This window comes from Afipia sp. GAS231 (genome assembly GCF_900103365.1).
Lineage (GTDB): Bacteria > Pseudomonadota > Alphaproteobacteria > Rhizobiales > Xanthobacteraceae > Bradyrhizobium.
Map to the genome: position 1 here is coordinate 5611699 of NZ_LT629703.1, position 17417 is coordinate 5629115.

14 protein-coding genes are annotated in these 17417 nt (G+C 64.2%); 5 read left to right on the top strand and 9 right to left on the bottom strand.

Features of this window, described 5'->3' with window-relative positions; genetic code table 11:
* Positions 1 to 46 precede the first annotated feature (46 nt).
* Positions 47 to 1267: a peptide antibiotic transporter SbmA gene (gene sbmA / locus BLS26_RS26595; RefSeq protein ID WP_092515519.1), complete on the bottom strand. Its 1221-nt coding sequence runs from the start codon at positions 1265 to 1267 to the stop codon at positions 47 to 49.
* Positions 1268 to 1311: 44 nt separating this feature from the next.
* On the bottom strand, positions 1312 to 2757 hold the full coding sequence (locus BLS26_RS26600) for a short-chain fatty acyl-CoA regulator family protein (protein ID WP_092515520.1): 1446 nt from the start codon (positions 2755 to 2757) through the stop codon (positions 1312 to 1314).
* A gap of 200 nt (positions 2758 to 2957) precedes the next feature.
* Between BLS26_RS26600 and BLS26_RS26605 the strand changes: the two genes are divergently transcribed.
* Both BLS26_RS26605 and BLS26_RS26610 read left to right on the top strand, forming a co-directional pair.
* Positions 2958 to 3164: a hypothetical protein gene (locus BLS26_RS26605; RefSeq protein WP_092515521.1), complete on the top strand. Its 207-nt coding sequence runs from the start codon at positions 2958 to 2960 to the stop codon at positions 3162 to 3164.
* 249 nt (positions 3165 to 3413) lie between these two features.
* Positions 3414 to 3968, top strand: coding sequence for a hypothetical protein (locus BLS26_RS26610; RefSeq protein ID WP_092515522.1), 555 nt, complete (start codon positions 3414 to 3416; stop codon positions 3966 to 3968).
* On the opposite strand, the gene BLS26_RS26615 is transcribed toward BLS26_RS26610, so the two are convergent.
* On the bottom strand, positions 3965 to 4852 hold the full coding sequence (locus BLS26_RS26615; RefSeq protein WP_092515523.1) for a metallophosphoesterase: 888 nt from the start codon (positions 4850 to 4852) through the stop codon (positions 3965 to 3967). The genes BLS26_RS26610 and BLS26_RS26615 overlap by 4 nt on opposite strands.
* A gap of 94 nt (positions 4853 to 4946) precedes the next feature.
* On the opposite strand from BLS26_RS26615, the gene BLS26_RS26620 reads away from it, so the two are divergent.
* From BLS26_RS26620 to BLS26_RS26630, 3 genes are all read left to right on the top strand, one after another.
* Positions 4947 to 5435 carry an NUDIX domain-containing protein gene (locus tag BLS26_RS26620; protein WP_172804707.1) on the top strand — a complete coding sequence of 163 codons (489 nt, stop codon included), beginning with the start codon at positions 4947 to 4949 and terminating at the stop codon, positions 5433 to 5435.
* 92 nt (positions 5436 to 5527) lie between these two features.
* Positions 5528 to 6463 carry a glycosyltransferase family 2 protein gene (locus BLS26_RS26625; protein WP_092515524.1) on the top strand — a complete coding sequence of 312 codons (936 nt, stop codon included), beginning with the start codon at positions 5528 to 5530 and terminating at the stop codon, positions 6461 to 6463.
* Positions 6464 to 6623: 160 nt separating this feature from the next.
* Positions 6624 to 7136: a GNAT family N-acetyltransferase gene (locus BLS26_RS26630; RefSeq protein ID WP_092515525.1), complete on the top strand. Its 513-nt coding sequence runs from the start codon at positions 6624 to 6626 to the stop codon at positions 7134 to 7136.
* Between the two features lie 298 nt (positions 7137 to 7434).
* On the opposite strand, the gene BLS26_RS26635 is transcribed toward BLS26_RS26630, so the two are convergent.
* The 6 genes from BLS26_RS26635 to BLS26_RS26660 form a co-directional block, all read right to left on the bottom strand.
* On the bottom strand, positions 7435 to 9699 hold the full coding sequence (locus BLS26_RS26635; RefSeq protein WP_092515526.1) for a TonB-dependent receptor: 2265 nt from the start codon (positions 9697 to 9699) through the stop codon (positions 7435 to 7437).
* A gap of 154 nt (positions 9700 to 9853) precedes the next feature.
* Entirely contained in the window at positions 9854 to 10273 is a 420-nt protein-coding gene (locus BLS26_RS26640) for a DUF2946 family protein (RefSeq protein ID WP_092515527.1), read from the bottom strand.
* Positions 10274 to 10420: 147 nt separating this feature from the next.
* Positions 10421 to 12484: a hypothetical protein gene (locus BLS26_RS26645; protein WP_092515528.1), complete on the bottom strand. Its 2064-nt coding sequence runs from the start codon at positions 12482 to 12484 to the stop codon at positions 10421 to 10423.
* Positions 12485 to 12487: 3 nt separating this feature from the next.
* Positions 12488 to 15298, bottom strand: a complete 2811-nt coding sequence (locus BLS26_RS26650; protein WP_092518610.1) for a DUF4159 domain-containing protein — start codon at positions 15296 to 15298, stop codon at positions 12488 to 12490.
* The gene (locus BLS26_RS26655) at positions 15298 to 16251 is read right to left on the bottom strand and encodes a DUF58 domain-containing protein (RefSeq protein ID WP_092515529.1); all 954 of its coding nucleotides are present in this window, start codon (positions 16249 to 16251) and stop codon (positions 15298 to 15300) included. The genes BLS26_RS26650 and BLS26_RS26655 overlap by 1 nt, the downstream gene beginning before the upstream one ends.
* Positions 16251 to 17252 (bottom strand): MoxR family ATPase, encoded by a 1002-nt coding sequence (locus tag BLS26_RS26660; protein ID WP_092515530.1) that lies wholly within the window; start codon positions 17250 to 17252, stop codon positions 16251 to 16253. The genes BLS26_RS26655 and BLS26_RS26660 overlap by 1 nt, the downstream gene beginning before the upstream one ends.
* Positions 17253 to 17417 lie beyond the last annotated feature (165 nt).

Sequence of the window (17417 nt, forward strand, 5' to 3'; positions counted from 1 at the left end):
GGGCCGAGGCGGCATCTGGCGCCGCCCCGGTTGCTCGCGATGAAGACTACGATCCAGCCGGGTCCGGCACGGATTCGATCGAGGGCAGCGGCTCGTCGTGGATCCTGGCCTCGAAGCCGCGCAGCCGCTGGTAGATCGAGATCAGTTCGACGATCGTGCTCCATGCATTGATGAGGTACTGGAACGAGCTGCGGACCTCCGCGAACGCACTCAGGATCTGTTGCATCAGGCCGAGCGTGATCTTTCCGGCGACGAGGGTGGGGGCGAGCAGGATGTAGGGAAAGATGACGTCGGTCTGCAGATAAACGTAGCGGCCGACGTTGAAGTACATGAAGTTCAAATAGAGCCGGAAATAGTTGGTCCTGACGTCGTGGAAAAGGTCGCTCAACTTCGGAGGCTGGGCGCGGGCAGGATCGTCTTCGCCGAGCACGAGTTCCTTCCGGTAGGCGGCTTCGACGCGCTGGTTGAAGAATTCGATCCGGGGCAGGCGAATACCGATCAGCGCCAGCGTGCCGGTGCCGAGCATCGACCAGATCACGGCGGCCCACACCAGCGAATAGGGGATGGAACCGATCACCGGCAGCTCGGTGATATTGCGCGACAGCACGACCAGCACCGGCAGGAAGGCGATGAGCGTCATCACAGCTCTGATCAAATTGACGCCAAGGCTCTCCATTGTCGTGGCGAACCGCATGGTGTCTTCCTGCACCCGTTGCGAGGCGCCCTCGATGGTACGAAGCCGCGCCCAGTTGACGACGTAGAAGTCGTTCATCGCGGTCCGCCAGCGGAAGATGTAGTGGCTGACGAAGAAACTCGTCAGCACGGCGACCACGATGCCGACCGTAGCGATGCCCGCGAAGGTCTGTATGCCGCCGTACAATTGCTCGGTCGTGACCGACCCCGGTTTCGAAAGCGCGGCCTGGATCAGATTATAGAAGGGTCCGCGCCAGCCGTTGATGGCGACGCTGACCTGGACCTGGAAGTAGGAGCTGAACAGGATCAGCGCCGAGCCAATGATCGACCATGGCGCCCAGGGATGCGGCGAAAACGTCATCCAGGCGCCCGCGAAGATGGCGACGGCGAGCGCGAAATAAAGGTCGAACCAGAGCTCGCGCGCCGACAGGAACATCGCGACGCCGATCACTGGCTGTTCGGACGAGCCGAACAGAGTGCTGGCGAAACTGTACCAGAGTGTCATCGCCAGCGCGGTCCACACGATCACGGAGATGAAGAAAAGTTTCGGGCGTGGGAAGAATGAGACGAACATTCGATTGTCCTGTTCTGGCCAAAGGGATTAGCGGATTGGGTGGCTCACAACTCTCTTGCGTTGCTGAATGCGAACGACGATACCCGCCGCGTGGTCTCGTCCAGGATCAGCGTCCGCGTGATCGGCGGCTCGGCGCGCTGGCTGCAGTTCTCGCGCTCGCAGAGCCGGCAGTTGACGCCGATCGGCGTGCCCTCGGTCTTCTCCAGATCGATGCCCGCGGCGTAGACGAGTTTGGTGGCATGACGGATTTCGCAACCGAGCCCGATCGCAAAGCGCGGCTGCGGCTGCGGGTGCGGCGCCACCGGGCGGCGCACCGTCTGCGCGATCGAGAAATAGCGGGTGCCGTCCGGCAGCTCGATCACCTGGCTGAGCAGCCGGTCGGGGGTGTCGAAGGTCGAGTGCACATTCCATAGCGGGCAGGTACCACCGAATTTCGAGAATGGAAACGTGCCGGAAGAAAACCGCTTGGAGACGTTGCCGGCATTGTCGACGCGCAGCAGGAAGAACGGCACGCCGCGTGCGTTCGGCCGTTGCAGCGTGGTCAGGCGATGGCAGACCTGTTCGAAGCCGGCGCTGAAGCGCTGCGCCAGCACGTGCACGTCGTAACTCAGCGCCTCCGCCGCAGCGTGAAACGCCTGATAGGGCATCATCGCAGCCGCAGCGAAATAATTCGCCAGCGTAATCCGGTAGAGCCGGCGCGGCGTGTCGTCGAGCGGGCCGGCGCGGCTCACGATGGCATCGATGGCGGCGCTGGATTCGGCAAGTCCGATCTGCAGCGCGAGCTGAAAGCTGCGCCCGGCGCCATCGAGCAGTTCGGAAATCAGGAGTTGTCGGCGATGACGGTCGAACCGCCGCAACGTCTCGCGCATCACGTCGACAGGCATGATGCGGGTGACGATCGAATGCTTTTCGCGCAGGCGCGTCGAAAGCGCCGCGAACAGGCCCTCGGCTGGCACGTTGAGTTCGTCACGGAGGTTTTCCGCGGCGGTTTCGAGTTCGGGAAAGTAATTGCGGTTGGCCTCGATCAGGTCGCGCACGCGCTCGATCGGGTTGGCTTCGAATCGGCTGCCGTCGTCGCGGTCGGCCATTTGGGCGGCGACCATGGTCTCGCCGCGGCGGGCTTCGGTATAGGCGGCGTAGAGCCGCTGCAGGGAATGGGTCACGCCGGGGCACAGCTCGGCGAGGTCGCGCAGTTCCTGCTTCGGCAGGTCGATCTGGCGGAACAGCGGATCGGAGAAGATTTCGTTCAGTTCGGCAAAGAAGCGATCCTCGTCGGCGGTGGCGAGATCGCGCAGATCGAGGTCATAGGTCTCGGCCAGCCGGAGCAGGATCTGCGCCGTCACCGGCCGCTGGTTACGCTCTATCAGGTTGATATAGCTCGGAGAAATGCCAAGTCCCTCGGCAATCTGGGTCTGCGACAGGCCAAGCTGCTGGCGGATTCGCCGGAACCTTGGCCCGACAAACAGCTTTTTTCCGGAATCAGCGGGCATGACAGGCTTCCTGACCTATCGTTGTGACTAACTTTACAAAATGACATTTATTACAAGTATTGATGTTACACAACATCACCATTCGAATACAAGGTAGCTGTACGAAATCGCCATTCTGGCGTTTAGTTCTCAGCACGTTTCGCAACGCATTGTCACGAATGTCGATTGCAGCCGGGTAAGCGGAATAACAGGAGACGACCATGACGAAGAGCAATTTCTGGGTGATCGGCGGCGAGTTCGGATCGATGAACTTCCACAAGCTCGTGGAAGGCTCGGCCCAGGTGCAGGGTCCGTTCACGACCCGCAAGGAAGCCGAGGATGCGTGGCGCGCGGTTTCGGAAGAGAACCGTCACAAGGCCGGCGTACGCTTTTCGATCGTGGAAGAGCCCTCGCGCGTCTCGGCCTGATCGGCCGGCCGCACATAAAATCCAGGGAAACGCCAAGGACAGGCGGCCTCATCCGGTTTTCCGGGTGGGGCCGTCTTGCGATTTGCAGGCACGCCGAACAACCGTTTCGCTCGCCTCACGGGCGCCTGGCTCAGTGAGTCTCGAAGCCAATGAATACGTAAGTTATTGAAAATAAACGACCTTTGCGCAAGCCATGGTTACTGATAGGTTAACCGCGCCCACCCCTTCAGGACAAAGGCGGCTTGCAAAATGTCAGACGCGCAGAACACCGGCAATGAGGCCCGCGAAACGCGACCGACGCGGCTGCGCGACGCTTTGCGCCAGGCCCGGATCGAGGCCGCCGATCGCACCGGCGTCGTCGTCGAACTGCGCGACGCCGAAGTCGCGCGGCTCGAGATTCTGAACGAGGCGCTCGACCCGCTGTTTGCCGAGGTGCCCGGACAGGTCGACCTGTTCGATCGCGGCGTCAGCCAGGGCGAAACCCCGCGGCTGTGGATCGACGTGGTCGCGCATGTTCTGATGGGCCGCGACAAGCGGATCTATCGCTTCGTGCAGGACACCCGCTTCGGCCGCATCGTGCTCGCCGAATCGCATGACGTGCCCGTCATCGTCGATGCCGTCACCGGCTATGTCGCGCGCCGCATGATCGAGCGCGAGCATGCGATGGTGGCAACGCCGATGGCCGAGCCGGTGGCGGAGCCAAAGCCGCGCCGTCGCGGGTTCGGTACGTTCGTGTTCGGCTTTCTCGCCGGCGTGCTCGCGCTGTTCGCGCTGGCGCTGTTCGCGAGCTTGAAGAATCTCTAGATCAGCTGCGTCTGCTTGATCTCCCGCACTTGCAGACTGGCGTCGATGCCGCGCACGGTCTGCGTGCAGCGCCATTGATTGCCGTCGCGCTCGATCGAGAACAGATTGTAGGCCGCGGCCGGATAATGCCGGTGCGCCAGCGCCGAGGCCGAAGGCACGCCGATCGCGGGGATCTGCTTGTCTGACCCTTCGATCCACATCGTCGAATGGATGTGGTCGTGGCCGTGCAGCACCAGATCGGCGCCGCGCGCCTTCAACACCGCGCGCAAGCCGCTGGAATCGGTCAGTCGCTTCATGCGGGATTTCGAGTGCAGGGGATGATGCACCAGCAGCACCCGGAACGCGTCCTCGGCCGACAATTGCGCCAGATGACGGTCGAGCGTGTCGAGTTGCGCGCGGCCGAGCGTGCCGGTCGCCATCAGCGGCGGCGTCGGCACCGCCGAGGACACGCCGATCAGCGCCAGCGGACCGCGCCGGCGCAGGAACGGAAACGAAGTGCCTTCGGTCCCGGCGTCGCCGCGCAGGTATTCGCCGAAGGCGCCGGCGAAACGATGCTGTGTGGCGCGCACATAGGCGTCGTGATTGCCGGGGATGACAGTGACCTGCTGCGGCGTTCCCACGCCTTCGAGCCAGGCCTGCGCGGGGGCGAATTCTGATTCGAGCGCGAGATTGACCAGATCGCCGGTCACGGCGATATGGTCCGGCCGCTGTGCCTGCATGTCGGCGACCAGCGCATCCAGCACCTCGCGGCGGTGATATTTGTGGCGGTTGCGGGTCCAGTTGAGATAACCGAACGCACGCTTGCCGGCGAGATCGCGCAGGCGCGCCGCCGGCAGCGGCGGCAGGTGCGGGTCGGACAGATGCGCCAACGTGAAGGCCGTCATGTGCGTTTCGCCGGATGGCCCGTGAAATGAAGCTGTCGCGCGATCATCCCGCGATATAAGGATCAAACATGACATCTGTCCATCCGGGGGATTTGTGACCGCTCTGCAAACCTTGCGAAAGCGCATCGAGCCGCAATTGCGGCACGTGTTCCACCTCTATTGGCGGTTCGCCCGCGGCATGACCTTGGGCGTTCGCGGCGTCGTGGTGGATGCCGATGGCAGGGTATTCCTGGTCCGGCACAGTTATGTCTCCGGCTGGCATCTGCCGGGCGGCGGGGTCGAGGTCGGCGAGAGCTTTCTCGAAGCCTTGCGGCGCGAGCTGATGGAGGAGGGGCGGATCGAACTCGCCGGCGAACCCGCCCTGCATGGCCTGTTCTTCAACAGCCACGTCTCCCGCCGCGACCATGTCGCGGTCTATGTGGTCAGGCAATTCCGGCAGGACCGGTTGCCGGAGCCGAACCGCGAGATCGTCGAGTGCGGATTCTATGCCGCAACCGCGTTGCCGACGGAGACCACCAAAGGCACACGGTTGCGGATCGCGGAAGTGCTCGACGGCGTGACGCCGGTTTCGACGTGGCGATAAGCGGCCGCGGATAACACCGCCTTCCTCCAACCGGCCAACGCCTGATTGCGGTATAAACGCCCCATGGACAGGGTTGATTCGGCGAGATCGCGATGACGACACCAGCGTTGCGGGTTGCGGTTCTGGTGCCTTGCTACAACGAGGAAGCCGCTGTCGCGACCGTGGTCGCCGACTTTCGCAAGGCGCTGCCGGCGGCTGCGATATTCGTCTACGACAACAATTCGAGGGACCGCACCGTCGAGATCGCGCGCGCCGCCGGCGCTGTGGTGCGCAGCGAGCGCCGCCAGGGCAAGGGCCACGTGGTCCGGCGCATGTTCGCCGATGTCGACGCCGATATCTATGTGCTGGTCGATGGCGATGCGACCTACGACGCGCCGAGCGCGCCGCGCATGATCGATCGGCTGATCAACGATCATCTCGACATGGTGGTGGGCTTTCGCGTCGATCAGTCGGTCGCCGCCTACCGGCCGGGCCACCGCACCGGCAACTGGATGCTGACCAGCTTCCTGTCGACGGTGTTCGGCCAGGCCTTCAAGGACATCCTGTCCGGCTATCGCGTGTTCTCGCGCCGCTTCGTCAAATCCTTTCCGGTGCTGTCCGACGGTTTCGAGATCGAAACCGAGCTCAGCGTGCACGCGCTCGAACTGGCGTTGCCGGTCGCCGAAGTCGAGACGCCGTATTATGCGCGGCCGGAAGGTTCGGTCAGCAAGCTCAACACCTGGCGCGACGGTTTCCGGATTCTCGGCACCATCCTGAAACTGTACCGGTCGGAAAAGCCGCTGCGGTTCTTCACCGTGATCGGCATCTTCCTGATGCTGGTCTCGATCGGGCTCGCGATCCCCGTCGTCATCACCTATCTCGAGGAAGGCCTCGTGCCGCGGCTGCCGACCGCGGTACTGTCGATGGGCCTGATGATCGTGGCGGTCCTGTCGGTGTCGTCGGGGCTGGTGCTGGATACGGTGACGCGTGGCCGGCGCGAAATGAAGCTGCTGGCTTATTTGTCCCAGCCCGTCATCAACAAGGCTTAAGGCAACGCGGAATTTGGCAGACATAGCGTTTTCGAGCGAAGTGGAGGCCGGTTCGCGTGAAGAAAACGCGTCAAAATATTAACGGTCGAGCGCCGGTTCTGATTTTAATCAGAACCGGCGCTCGACCGCGCCGCCCCCAGATGCTATCCCGCGCCTCATCATGAGCGAACTCTCCGTCACTATCCTGGCCGAAACCCCCAAGGACGCGCAGGCGATCGAGCGCCTGCATGAGCGCACCTTCGGACCCGGCCGCTTCGTGCTCAGCGCCTACCGGCTGCGCGAACATGTCGATCATCTGCTCGATCTGTCGTTCACGGCGCGGATCGGCACGCTGATGGTCGGTTCGGTGCGGCAGTTGCCGGTCTGCATCGGCGATACGCCGGCCTTGATGCTCGGGCCGTTGACGGTCGAGCCGCCGTTCCGCAGCCGCGGTGTCGGCCGCATGCTGCTCGACCGTTCGCTCAGGGATGCCAAGGCCAAGGGCCATCGCCTGGTGATCCTGGTCGGCGACGAGGCCTATTACAGCCGCGTCGGTTTCAAGGCCGTGCCGAAGGGACGGGCGACGATGCCGGGCCCGGTCGATTACAGCCGTCTGCTGGTGGCCGAGCTGGTCGAAGGCGCCTTCAACGACGTCTCCGGCGCGATCCAGCCCGACTGGAGCAAGGCAAGGTAGCTTGCGTACCTCGCCCCGCTTGCGGGGAGAGGTCGGCGCAAAGCGCCGGGTGAGGGGGACTCACCGCGCATTCGGTATTCGTGGAAGCTGCCCCTCACCCCGACCCTCTAAGAGCAAGCTTCGCTCGTCTCGACCCCGCAAGTGCGGGGCGAGGGAGAAGCGGCATCGAGCCGGCCGTTGTCTAAAACTTCAAATTCGCAAACGCCCGTACCCCGATGCCCGGCATCAGGACTTCGTCCTTGTTGCAGGACTCTGGACGTTTGTTCTGACGCGTTTTCTTCACGCGACGGCGCACGCGTCACAGCTTCTGCGTGATGCCGACATAGAAGCCGCGTCGCGGTCCGAACTGCGGCGCGAACACGCCGATGCCCGAGCCATCCCTGATCTCGTAGATCTTGTCGAACAGGTTGACGACATCGAACCTTACCGTCGTCGGCTTGGTCCATCCCGGGAGGAGATATTCGCGCGATACTCCGACATTCACCTGGGTATAGGACGGCACGTGGTCGGTATTCGCAAAGCCGGAGCGAAGTCCGCTGCCGTAGATCATTGACGCGCTGAACCGCGTGCCGTTCCAGAGGTAGGATGCACCGGCTGACGCGGTCAGAGTCTGACTGTGGTCCGTGTAGACGTAGTGGCTGGCGATGTAGGCCAGACGGTCGGGGTCGAACAAATACTGGTTCGATACGATGTCGGTGCCGAGTTGGCGCGCCCAGGCGAGGTTGCCATACATGCGGAAGTTGCCGTTGGTGTAGGATGCTTTGAGCTCGACGCCCGCGTTATTGGCCCGGTCGTAATTGAAGCCGGACAATACATAGGCCGCGCCGAATTGCCCATCGTCAAGCAGATCGCGCGCGATCTTGTAGTAGAGATCGATCCCGACCTCGAGGCCGGGTACCGGCAGGATCTTCTGAACTACACCTGCATCGAACACGTGGGCCCGCTCCGGCCGCACCGGATCGTTCTGCTGCACGGCAGGCTGCTGCGATGTGCCCTGGACCAGCGCCAGATTAACCGGAGCAGCCACCACTTGCGGCGGCGGCGTGAATGTGCGCGCGTAGCCGGCGTGGAAGGTGGTGCCATCCACTGGCACCCAGCTCACGTTGACACGCGGGCTGAACTGGTTGGCATTGACGTATTGGTACATCTGGTCGAAGCGTAACCCTGCGTTCAAGGTCAGGTTATTGGTGATCTTCCACTCGTCCTGAAGATAGGTGCCAAGCAGCCAACCGGTCCTGGAGCTGGAATCGAGTATGGGGAACGGCGCATCGATCGTGCCTTGGCTGGGATCGGTGGGATCAACGAGCGGCAACACGGTGGATATGTTGGTGACCAGGGAGCGCTCCGCACTCACGGAAAAGCCATACCGCAGAGTATGGGCGTAGCCGATGCGCCAGGCGGTATCTTCCTGAATGCCATTGATAACGCTCTGACGGTAGACATCGGAGGCCACGCCATTGATGACGAGGTCGCCGACCAGATCCGGCCGAAAGTGCAACTGGTTATAGCGGTTGAAATAGGCGACCTGGTAGTCGATATCCTCCATCGATTTTTGGTAGGCCAATACGTTGAACTGGGTCGTCTCGTACTGCCGTTCATTGAGCATCGACGAATCGAAGTTGGATACCCCGAACGCCGTGAAGTTGGACGGCTGTCCCGGATTGTTGGGGATCTGATACGCCGCATTCGATACGCCGCTGATCAGGGTCAGGCGGCTGGTGGGATCGAGCACGGTCGATAGATAAAGAAATCCCTTCTCCTGCGAGGTGCGATCGTGAATCGCTTCTTTCGCCGGCGTCGGATTTTCAATCCCCAGATTGCTCGTGAAATAGCGTCCGGAGACGAAATACTGGGTTTGTCCGGCGGTGCCGCCGTATTCGAAACTCGGCGTGATCGTTTGGTGGCTGCCGCCATAGACGCTGACGCTGCCTGAGTTGTTGAAGGCGTCGGTCTTGGTCTGGATGTCGAGCACGCCCGCGGTGCGCAAGCCATATTGCGCCGGCAGCGCCCCGGTAAGCAACGCCAGGCTTCCGACGATGCTGGTGTCGAGGATTTGCCCGAAAGCCCCGACGCCGTCGGGCAGCATGATGCCGTTGATACGATATTGAAGATTGCCGTGCTCGTTTCGTACGTGCAATTCACCGCTTGCGGCCGAATCCTGCGTTACGCCGGGTAGTTGCAATAGCACCTTGTCCAGCGTCGTATTGGTACCTTGCGGGAGCGCCTCGATGGCCTGGTGGTTGATCTCAGAGGAGTTGGCACCGATTGGCGCGAAAATGTTCTGGCGCGTCGTGTCAAACTTCTCGTTCTTGCCCGCGACCACTTGCGCCTCGGTCTGCGGCGGCGGTGCGGCGGGCGTCTCGCGACGTACCCCCGTGACGACGCGCGCCTTGGGCCGGCGCGTGGGTTGGGCGCGCGGCGGCGCCACGACCTCGATCTTCGGAAGCGTGGTAGAGCCGCCCGCCGCGGGAGCTGCGGTCTGCGACATTGCAGGGGTGCCCAGGCCGAGCAGCAGTGACGCTGAACTGGAGAGCAGGAGAGTGGTTCTTAACGAGAGCGTCATTGTCCGATCCTGAGAGGCTGCCACCGGAATTCGCGTTATCGACGAACCTTGGGAAGCGCCTTGCCGTCGATGTGCGACGGACCGATTTCGATTTATCCCGGTGGATCGGCCACGCATGGCGACGATCCCCCAAGGGCGCATCAATCAATCGATCTCAGGAGGCGGGTGGTGCGCGGGACTGGAACGCCGGATGGATCGCGTTCAGGTGAACGAACTCGGCGTCGGTCGTGAGGTAGAGAAATTCGACCGCCTGCGGCAGTTGCAGCAGTGGCGGCGTCGCGAACAGCACACTGCCGGCAAGCGACATGACGGCGCAGATCGCGCAATTATCCGCCGGTTGCTGATCGCTATCGGGCGTCGATGGCTGCTGCTTCTGCGCAACTTCGTCCGCAGCTCCTTGCGCGGCGAGCCCGGTGGCGTGGGCGAAGTCCGCGTCGGTCGCGCTGGTCTGGACTACGGGTGCTGCTTGCGCGGCAACCCCGTGCGCATGCCCGAACGACAGCGCAAACTGGATCGCGAGCGCAAACAGCGCCAGCCGCGAGCCATGCTTGAGGTGTTTTCGGAACCAGTTCATCCGGGTCTTCGTCCCAATGTTATATTATAACATCGGAAGGAACAGAGGATGTCAACCGTAGGTCAGGTAAGGTGGCGATAGTTCTGCGCGCGCTGTGGGATTGATGCAACGGAAGACGGCAGCCCGGCAGAATTCTGCGCGACAGCCTCACCGCCCCTCGCGCACCCAGGTCGCCGCGAACGCACCGAGCAGCAGCAGCAACCCGATCAGGCCTGCGAACATCGGCAGCACGCCGACGCCCTTGACCACGCTGGCGTCGCGCATCTTGACGCCGAGCCAGCCGTCGCCGCGATAGATGCCGGAGGCACGCACCGGCACGATGCGGGGCATGTCGAGGCTGGAGCCGTCGACCACGCGCCGCGCGTCGCCACCGGTCGCCTGCGCCAGCGGCTTCAGCATCTCGGTGGTGGAGGTGACTTCGGAAAATTCCTTCGGATTGGTCGGCCCGACATTGATCAGCGCCTTCAAGGTGCCGTCGGTCGCCTGCCACAGGCCGAGTTCGTTCGCCGGCAGCGTCGCGCGCCATTCGCCGGGATCGCCTGGGCTCAGCGTCATTTCTTTTGTCGTTCCGCTCGGCGAGGTCACGACAACAGGCGGCACGGTGTCGGCCATGGTCTGGCGCACCACCACGAGGTCCTTGCCCTGGATTTGCAGGCGCAGCGCCTCTTCGTCGAGATCCGGTTGCTTCATCAGCCAGTGCGACATCCGCCGCAACAGATCCAGATGCGGTCCGCCTCCCTCATAGCCGCGCGCCCACAGCCAGATGTGATCAGACAACAGCAATGCGACGCGGCCTTCGCCGAAGCGCGACAGCAGCAGCAGCGGCTTGCCGTCGGCGCCGGTCATCACCGGCGGGTTGACGCTGTTGCGGGTCTCGACGGTGCGGAAGAACCGGCTCCAGTGCGGCGGCTCCGAGGCGGAGCCTTCTAGGCCGCGCGTCACCGGATGGCGCTTACCGGCATCGCTCAGATGCGCATAATACGGCTTCTCGCTGACGCCGACCGGTTCGGCCGGCAGCACCGAATCCAGCGGCGTGCGCCAGATGCTGGTGGTCGAGGCGTAGTCGGGACCTGCCGACACCAGTACCGCGCCGCCACCGCGGACATAGCGCGCGATGTTGTCGAAATAGGCAATCGGCAGCACGCCCTGGCGGGCGTAACGGTCGAAGATGATCAACTGGAAATCGTTGATCCGCTGCTGGAACAGCTCGCGGGTCGGAAACGCGATCAGCGACAGCTCGTTGATCGGCGTGCCGTCCTGCTTCTCCGGCGGCCGCAGAATGGTGAAATGGACAAGGTCGATGCTGGCGTCCGACTTCAACAGGTTGCGCCAGGTGCGCTCGCCGGAATGCGGTTCGCCGGAAACCAGCAGCACGCGCAATTTGTCGCGAACGCCTTCGATCGCGACCACGGCGCGGTTGTTGACCAGCGTCAGTTCGTTCTCCAGCGGCGAGGCCTCGATCTCGACGATGTTCGGCCCGGCATGCTTGATGTCGATCTCGACACTGGATGTCTGGCCGCTCGTAAGCGTGCGCTCGCCGATGACCTCGCCGTCGCGGCGGATCACGACCTTGGCGCGCTGGCCGGTGACGCCCTGGTCGTCGAGCCGGTAGGTGATGGTCTGGGTCTGGCCGACGATGCCGAAACGGGGCGCCGCCGAAATCGCAATCCGGCGATCGCGCTCGTCCTTCTGTCCCGTGATCAGCGCATGCACCGGCGCCTGGAACCCGACGGCGGCCGCATTGGCGGGAATGTCGTGGACCCGGCCGTCGGTGATCATGAACGCGCCGGCGACGCGATCGACCGGAACATCCGACAGCGCCGAGGACAGCGCGCCGAACAGCTTGGTGCCGTCGGTCTCGCCATCGGCCTGTCCGGCCTCGACGACGCGCACTTCCAGTCCCTTGATCTTTTTCAGGGTGTCGACGAGCGCTTCCTGCGCCTTCGCGGTCTCGTCATTGCGCGTGCCGAAATTCTGGCTCGGGCTCTTGTCGATGACGACGGCGGCGACCGAGGACAACGGCTCGCGGTCCTCGCGGGTGAAGGACGGGTTGGCGAGCGCCAGCAGGATCAGCGCCAGCGCGGCGACCCGCACCGCAGCGCCACGGGCGCGGCCGAGCAGCAGCAGCGCCGAGATCGCAACGATGGCGGCGAGCGCGATCCACAGCACGAGCGTGGGAACGAGAGGCGTGAATGCGATGCCGTATTGCATGCTCTATTGCCCCAGCCGTTCGAGCAAAGCAGGCATATGAACCAGGTCGGCCTTGTAGTTGCCGGTCAGCGTGTACATCACGATGTTGACGCCGGCGCGGAAAGCGAATTCGCGCTGGCGCGGCTCGCCGGGGGTCAGCGGCAGCATCGGCTGGCCGTCGGGACGGAGCGCCCAGGCACCGGCGAGATCGTTCGAGGTGATGATGATCGGCGAAACGCCGTCACCGCCGCGCGCCGGCCTCGACGCGGCCTCGTCGTCGTCTTCGCGCGGCAGGGTTTCGACCCAGGTCTGGCCGACGTTGAAGCGGCCGGGGAAGTCGCGCAGCAGGTAGAACGTCTTGGTCAGCACGTGCTCATGCGGCACCGGCTCGAGTTCGGGCACGTCGAGCGCGGAGAGAATTTCGCGCAGGCTCTGCATGGCCGGCGTCTGCGATGCGCCGTTTTCGCCCGGCGGCGCCTCGATGGCGTCGCGGGTATCGAACAGAACCGTGCCGCCTTGTTTCATATAGGCGTCGACGCGGTTGATGGCGTCCTGCGACGGCTTCGGTGCGCCCGGCACCACCGGCCAGTAGATCAGCGGGAAGAACGCCAGTTCGTCCTTGGCGGGATCGATGCCGATGGGATCGCCGGTTTCCAGCGCGGTGCGCTGCGCCATGAACAGCGTCAGCCCGGCCATGCCGGCCTTGACGATGGAATCGACGTCGGCATTTCCGGTGACGACGTAAGCGAGCCGGGTCTGCGACACCGCCTTGACGGCGAAGTCGTCATTGTTGTCGGCACGCACCGGCGACGGCGCGATCCAGGTCGCGGCCAGGATCAGCGCCAGCGCGATCGATGCCGCCGCCGTACGCCGGCGCCACAGCGCGGCAAGGCCCGCGCCCAGCATGGCGATCACGATCGCATCGATCAGGAACAGCAGCAGCGACGACGACAGCAGGATGCCGCGCAGGTCGCGCGGTTCGGCGTTGGAGTAGGTGGCGTGCTGCGCGCGCAGCAATGAGGTATCGAGCGCGGCGATACGATCGGCCGACGCCAGCGTGTTGACCGCGATCGGACCTTCGGCGGAGCCGTAAAGGCCGGGCGGATGGTCCGATGTGGCGCGGTCGCGATAGTCGGCCGGCATCGGCTTGGCGGTCGAGGGCGGCGGCCCGAACGCGCCAAAGCCGTCGAGCGTGCGCAGCGGCGCCACGGTCTCGACATTGGTCGCTTCGCTGGCGACGCCGGGGCCGGGCTTGGACGTGTAGCCGGACATATCGACCAGCCGCCGCAGCATTTCGACGAACGTGCCGGACATCGGCAGGTCCGACCAGCGCGAGTCGGCGCCGACGTGGAACAGGCTGACGACGCCCTTGCCGCGATGTTCGCCGGTCACCAGCGGCGTGCCGTCTTCCAGCGACGCCCAGCTCTTGGTGGCAAGCACGGCGTCGGGCTCGGCGAGCACCTGACGATTGATGGTGATGTCCTTGGGCACGTTGAGCCCCGCGAACGGGCCGTCGGCAGCGAACGAGGCCAGATGCTGCGGCTTCTCCCAGGTGAGACTGCCGCCGAGCGTGCGGCCGCCGCGACGCAGCTTCACCGGCACCAGATCGTCATCGGCCTGCGCCAGACGGGGACCGGCGAAGCGCACCAATACGCCGCCCTGATCGATCCAGGCGTTGAGACGCTCGCGGATTTCCGGCGACAGCGTGCCGACATCGGCCATCACGATCATCGGCAGCCGCTGATCGAGGAATTGCGCGATCACCTGCTGCGGCGCGCCGCGATCGCCGAGCCGCACGTCGGCGAACGGCTGCAGTGCGCGAGTGAGATAGAAGGTCGACGCCAATAGCGGCTGCGCGGTATCGCTGGTCGCGCCGGTGACGACGCCGATGGCGCGTCGCCGCCAGCGCTTGTCCAGCAGTTGCACTGCGCCGGCGGACCGTTCGCCCGATATTTCGAGCCGCGCGATATCGTTGCGCAGTTCAACCGGCAGATCGAACGCCGCTTCGGTCTCGCGGTCCTGCAATCCGAACGCGAACCGCGCCTCGCCGATCGGCGAACCCTTGGCGTCGATCGCGCGGACCACGCCCGCGGCGTTGCCGCTGGTGGTGCGCAGCACCTTCACGGTCATCTTTGCCGCGGCATTCTCGGCGGCGACCAGCGCCAATGCCGGCGATGCGCCACCCTCGAACACCGTCAGCTTGCGGTCGCCGATGGTCTTGCCGAGGCTTTCGAGAAACTCGGTACCGCGCCCGGTGTCGATGCCGTCGGACAGCCAGGCGATCTCGGCATCGCCGGTCGCCTTCAAAAAACGCTCGATGGCGGGGAGCGTTTCGACGCGCTCGACCGAGTAAGGTTTGGGTGCAAGCTGGCGCAGTGCGACCCGCGCGGTGCCGCCGGGCATCAGCGTAATGTCGCGCGCCGGTTCGGACAGCGGAACCAGTGCTACGCCGCGGCGGTCGTTATCGGCATTGGCGATCAGCTCGTCGGCGGCCTTGATGCGAGTGTCCCAGCTCGAAGCCGCACTCCAGCCGTCGTCGAGCAGGATCACCAGCGGCGCCTTGCTGCCGCCGACGCCGGTTTGCGGATTCCAGATCGGCCCCGCGGCGGCGAGAATGACCAGCGCTGCCGCGGTGAGGCGCAACAAGGTCAGCCACCACGGCGTTCGCGACGGGGTTTCTTCCTTGGGCTTGATGTCGAACAACAGCCGCGTCGGCGGAAACTCGATCCGGCGCGGCCGCGGCGGCATCACCCGCAACAGCCACCACAGCACCGGCAGCGTCAGCAGGCCCAGCAACAACAGCGGTTCGGCAAAGGTGAGGGGGAGCCCTGCGATCATGAGCTTCGTCCCACCTTCACGGTTGAGGAGCGCACACTTCCCTTGCTCACCATCATGCCCGAATGCAGGAACAGCAAGAGTTCGGCGGCGGAGCGGCTGGTGGTGTGGGTCGAGAACAGCCAGTCGAGCTTGTTGGTCTCGTTGCGGATCTCGTCACGATGAAGTGCTACGCGCGCGACGTAATCCTGCGCCCAGCTCTCGGCGCGGCCCGCGGTGATGACGCCGCCGCCCTCGGGTTCGACGAATTCGACCCGGCCGGCATAGGGAAAGGTTTCTTCCGCGGGATCGACGACCTGGATCAGCGTGCCATGCGCGCCGGAAGCCGATAGTCCTGCAAGCATGGTGCGGATTTCCGGCATCGGCGACCAGAAGTCGGACAGCACCACGATCTCGGCCAGCGCCGACGGCACAAAGGACGGCGGCAGGCTCAAACGCGCCGCATCGTCGTGCAGCATCGCCTGCGCCATCTTGTCGATCACGCTGCTGCTGGCGGTCGGGTTCATCAGGCCGGGAATGCCGACCCGTTCGCCGCCCGAGACCAAGAGCTCAGCCAGCGCAAAGGTGACGATCAGGCCGCGCTCCAGCTTGCTATCGCGCGCAGCTTTCGAAGCAAACGCCATCGACGGCGAGCGGTCCGGCCACAGCCAGACGGTATGCGCGGCCTCCCATTCCTGCTCGCGGACATAAAGATGATCGTCGCGCGCCGAGCGCCGCCAGTCGACGTTTTGCGACGGCTCGCCCGAGACGAAGCGGCGATATTGCCAGAAGCTTTCGCCGGCGCCGGCGCGGCGCCGGCCATGCAGGCCGTGAATGACGTTGGCGGCGATGCGGCGGGCTTCAAGCACGAGACGGGGCAGCGATGCGGCGAGCGTTCGGCTTTCGCCATCGGCACGTCGGATCGCTAAAAGCTCCTTTTGCTCCCCGCTTTGTTGCCTGGTCTCTGCGGCCATCAACCAATCCGCGTCTTCAACTGCCTGATCACGTCGGGAATGGTGCGTCCCTCGGCGCGCGCCGAGAAGGTCAGCGCCATGCGGTGCTTGAGCACGGGCTCGGCGAGGTCGAGCACGTCGTCGATCGAGGGCGCGAGCCGGCCGTCGAGCAGCGCGCGGGCGCGAACCGCCAGCATCAGCGACTGGCTGGCGCGCGGTCCCGGTCCCCAGGCGATCAGCTTGTCGCCATCGCCGTCGGGATTGGGACGCGCCGAGCGCACCAGCGAAAGGATAGCCTCGACGACGCTGTCGCCGACCGGCAGCCGCCGCACCAGCCGTTGCGCGGCGATCAAAATCTCCGCGTTCATCGACGCCTTGGCGAGCGTTTCCTCGGCGCCGGTGGTTTCGAACAGAATGCGGCGCTCGGCGTCGCGATCGGGATAGTCGACGTCGATCTCCATCAGGAAGCGGTCGAGCTGCGCTTCCGGGAGCGGATAGGTGCCTTCCTGCTCCAGCGGATTTTGCGTCGCCAGCACGTGGAAGGGTTTTGGCAAATCATGGCGCGCGCCCGCGACCGTGATGTGCTGTTCCTGCATGGCCTGAAGCAGCGCCGATTGGGTGCGCGGGCTGGCGCGGTTGATTTCGTCGGCCATCAGGAGCTGCGCGAACACCGGGCCTGAAATGAAGCGGAACGAACGCTTGCCGGAATTGCTCTCGTCCAGCACCTCGGCGCCGAGAATATCCGATGGCATCAGGTCCGGTGTGAACTGGATGCGCTTGGCGTCGAGGCCGAGCGTGATGCCGAGCGTTTCGACCAGCTTGGTCTTGGCCAGACCGGGAACCCCGATCAAGAGCGCATGACCGCCGGACAGGATCGTCACCAGGGTGTTTTCGATGACCCGGTCCTGGCCGTAAATGACGGTGCCGATCGCTTCCTTGGCGGCGCGGATCTGACCGGCGACCTGCTCGGCCGAGCGGACGATCGCGTCCTCGAGTTTCTCGACACCGTCTGCGTTCGCCATGTCTCTCTCCTTCACGAATCCGGGGCCTCACCTGTTCAAGGCTGCACGGATCCAGAGCCAAACCGCTTCATGACAGCGCCGAGTGCGTCGTCATGCCACGAACCTCATGCTAAACCTATGCAAAGGCCATGTATTCGTTGAATTAAACTATCCCCACATTATCGG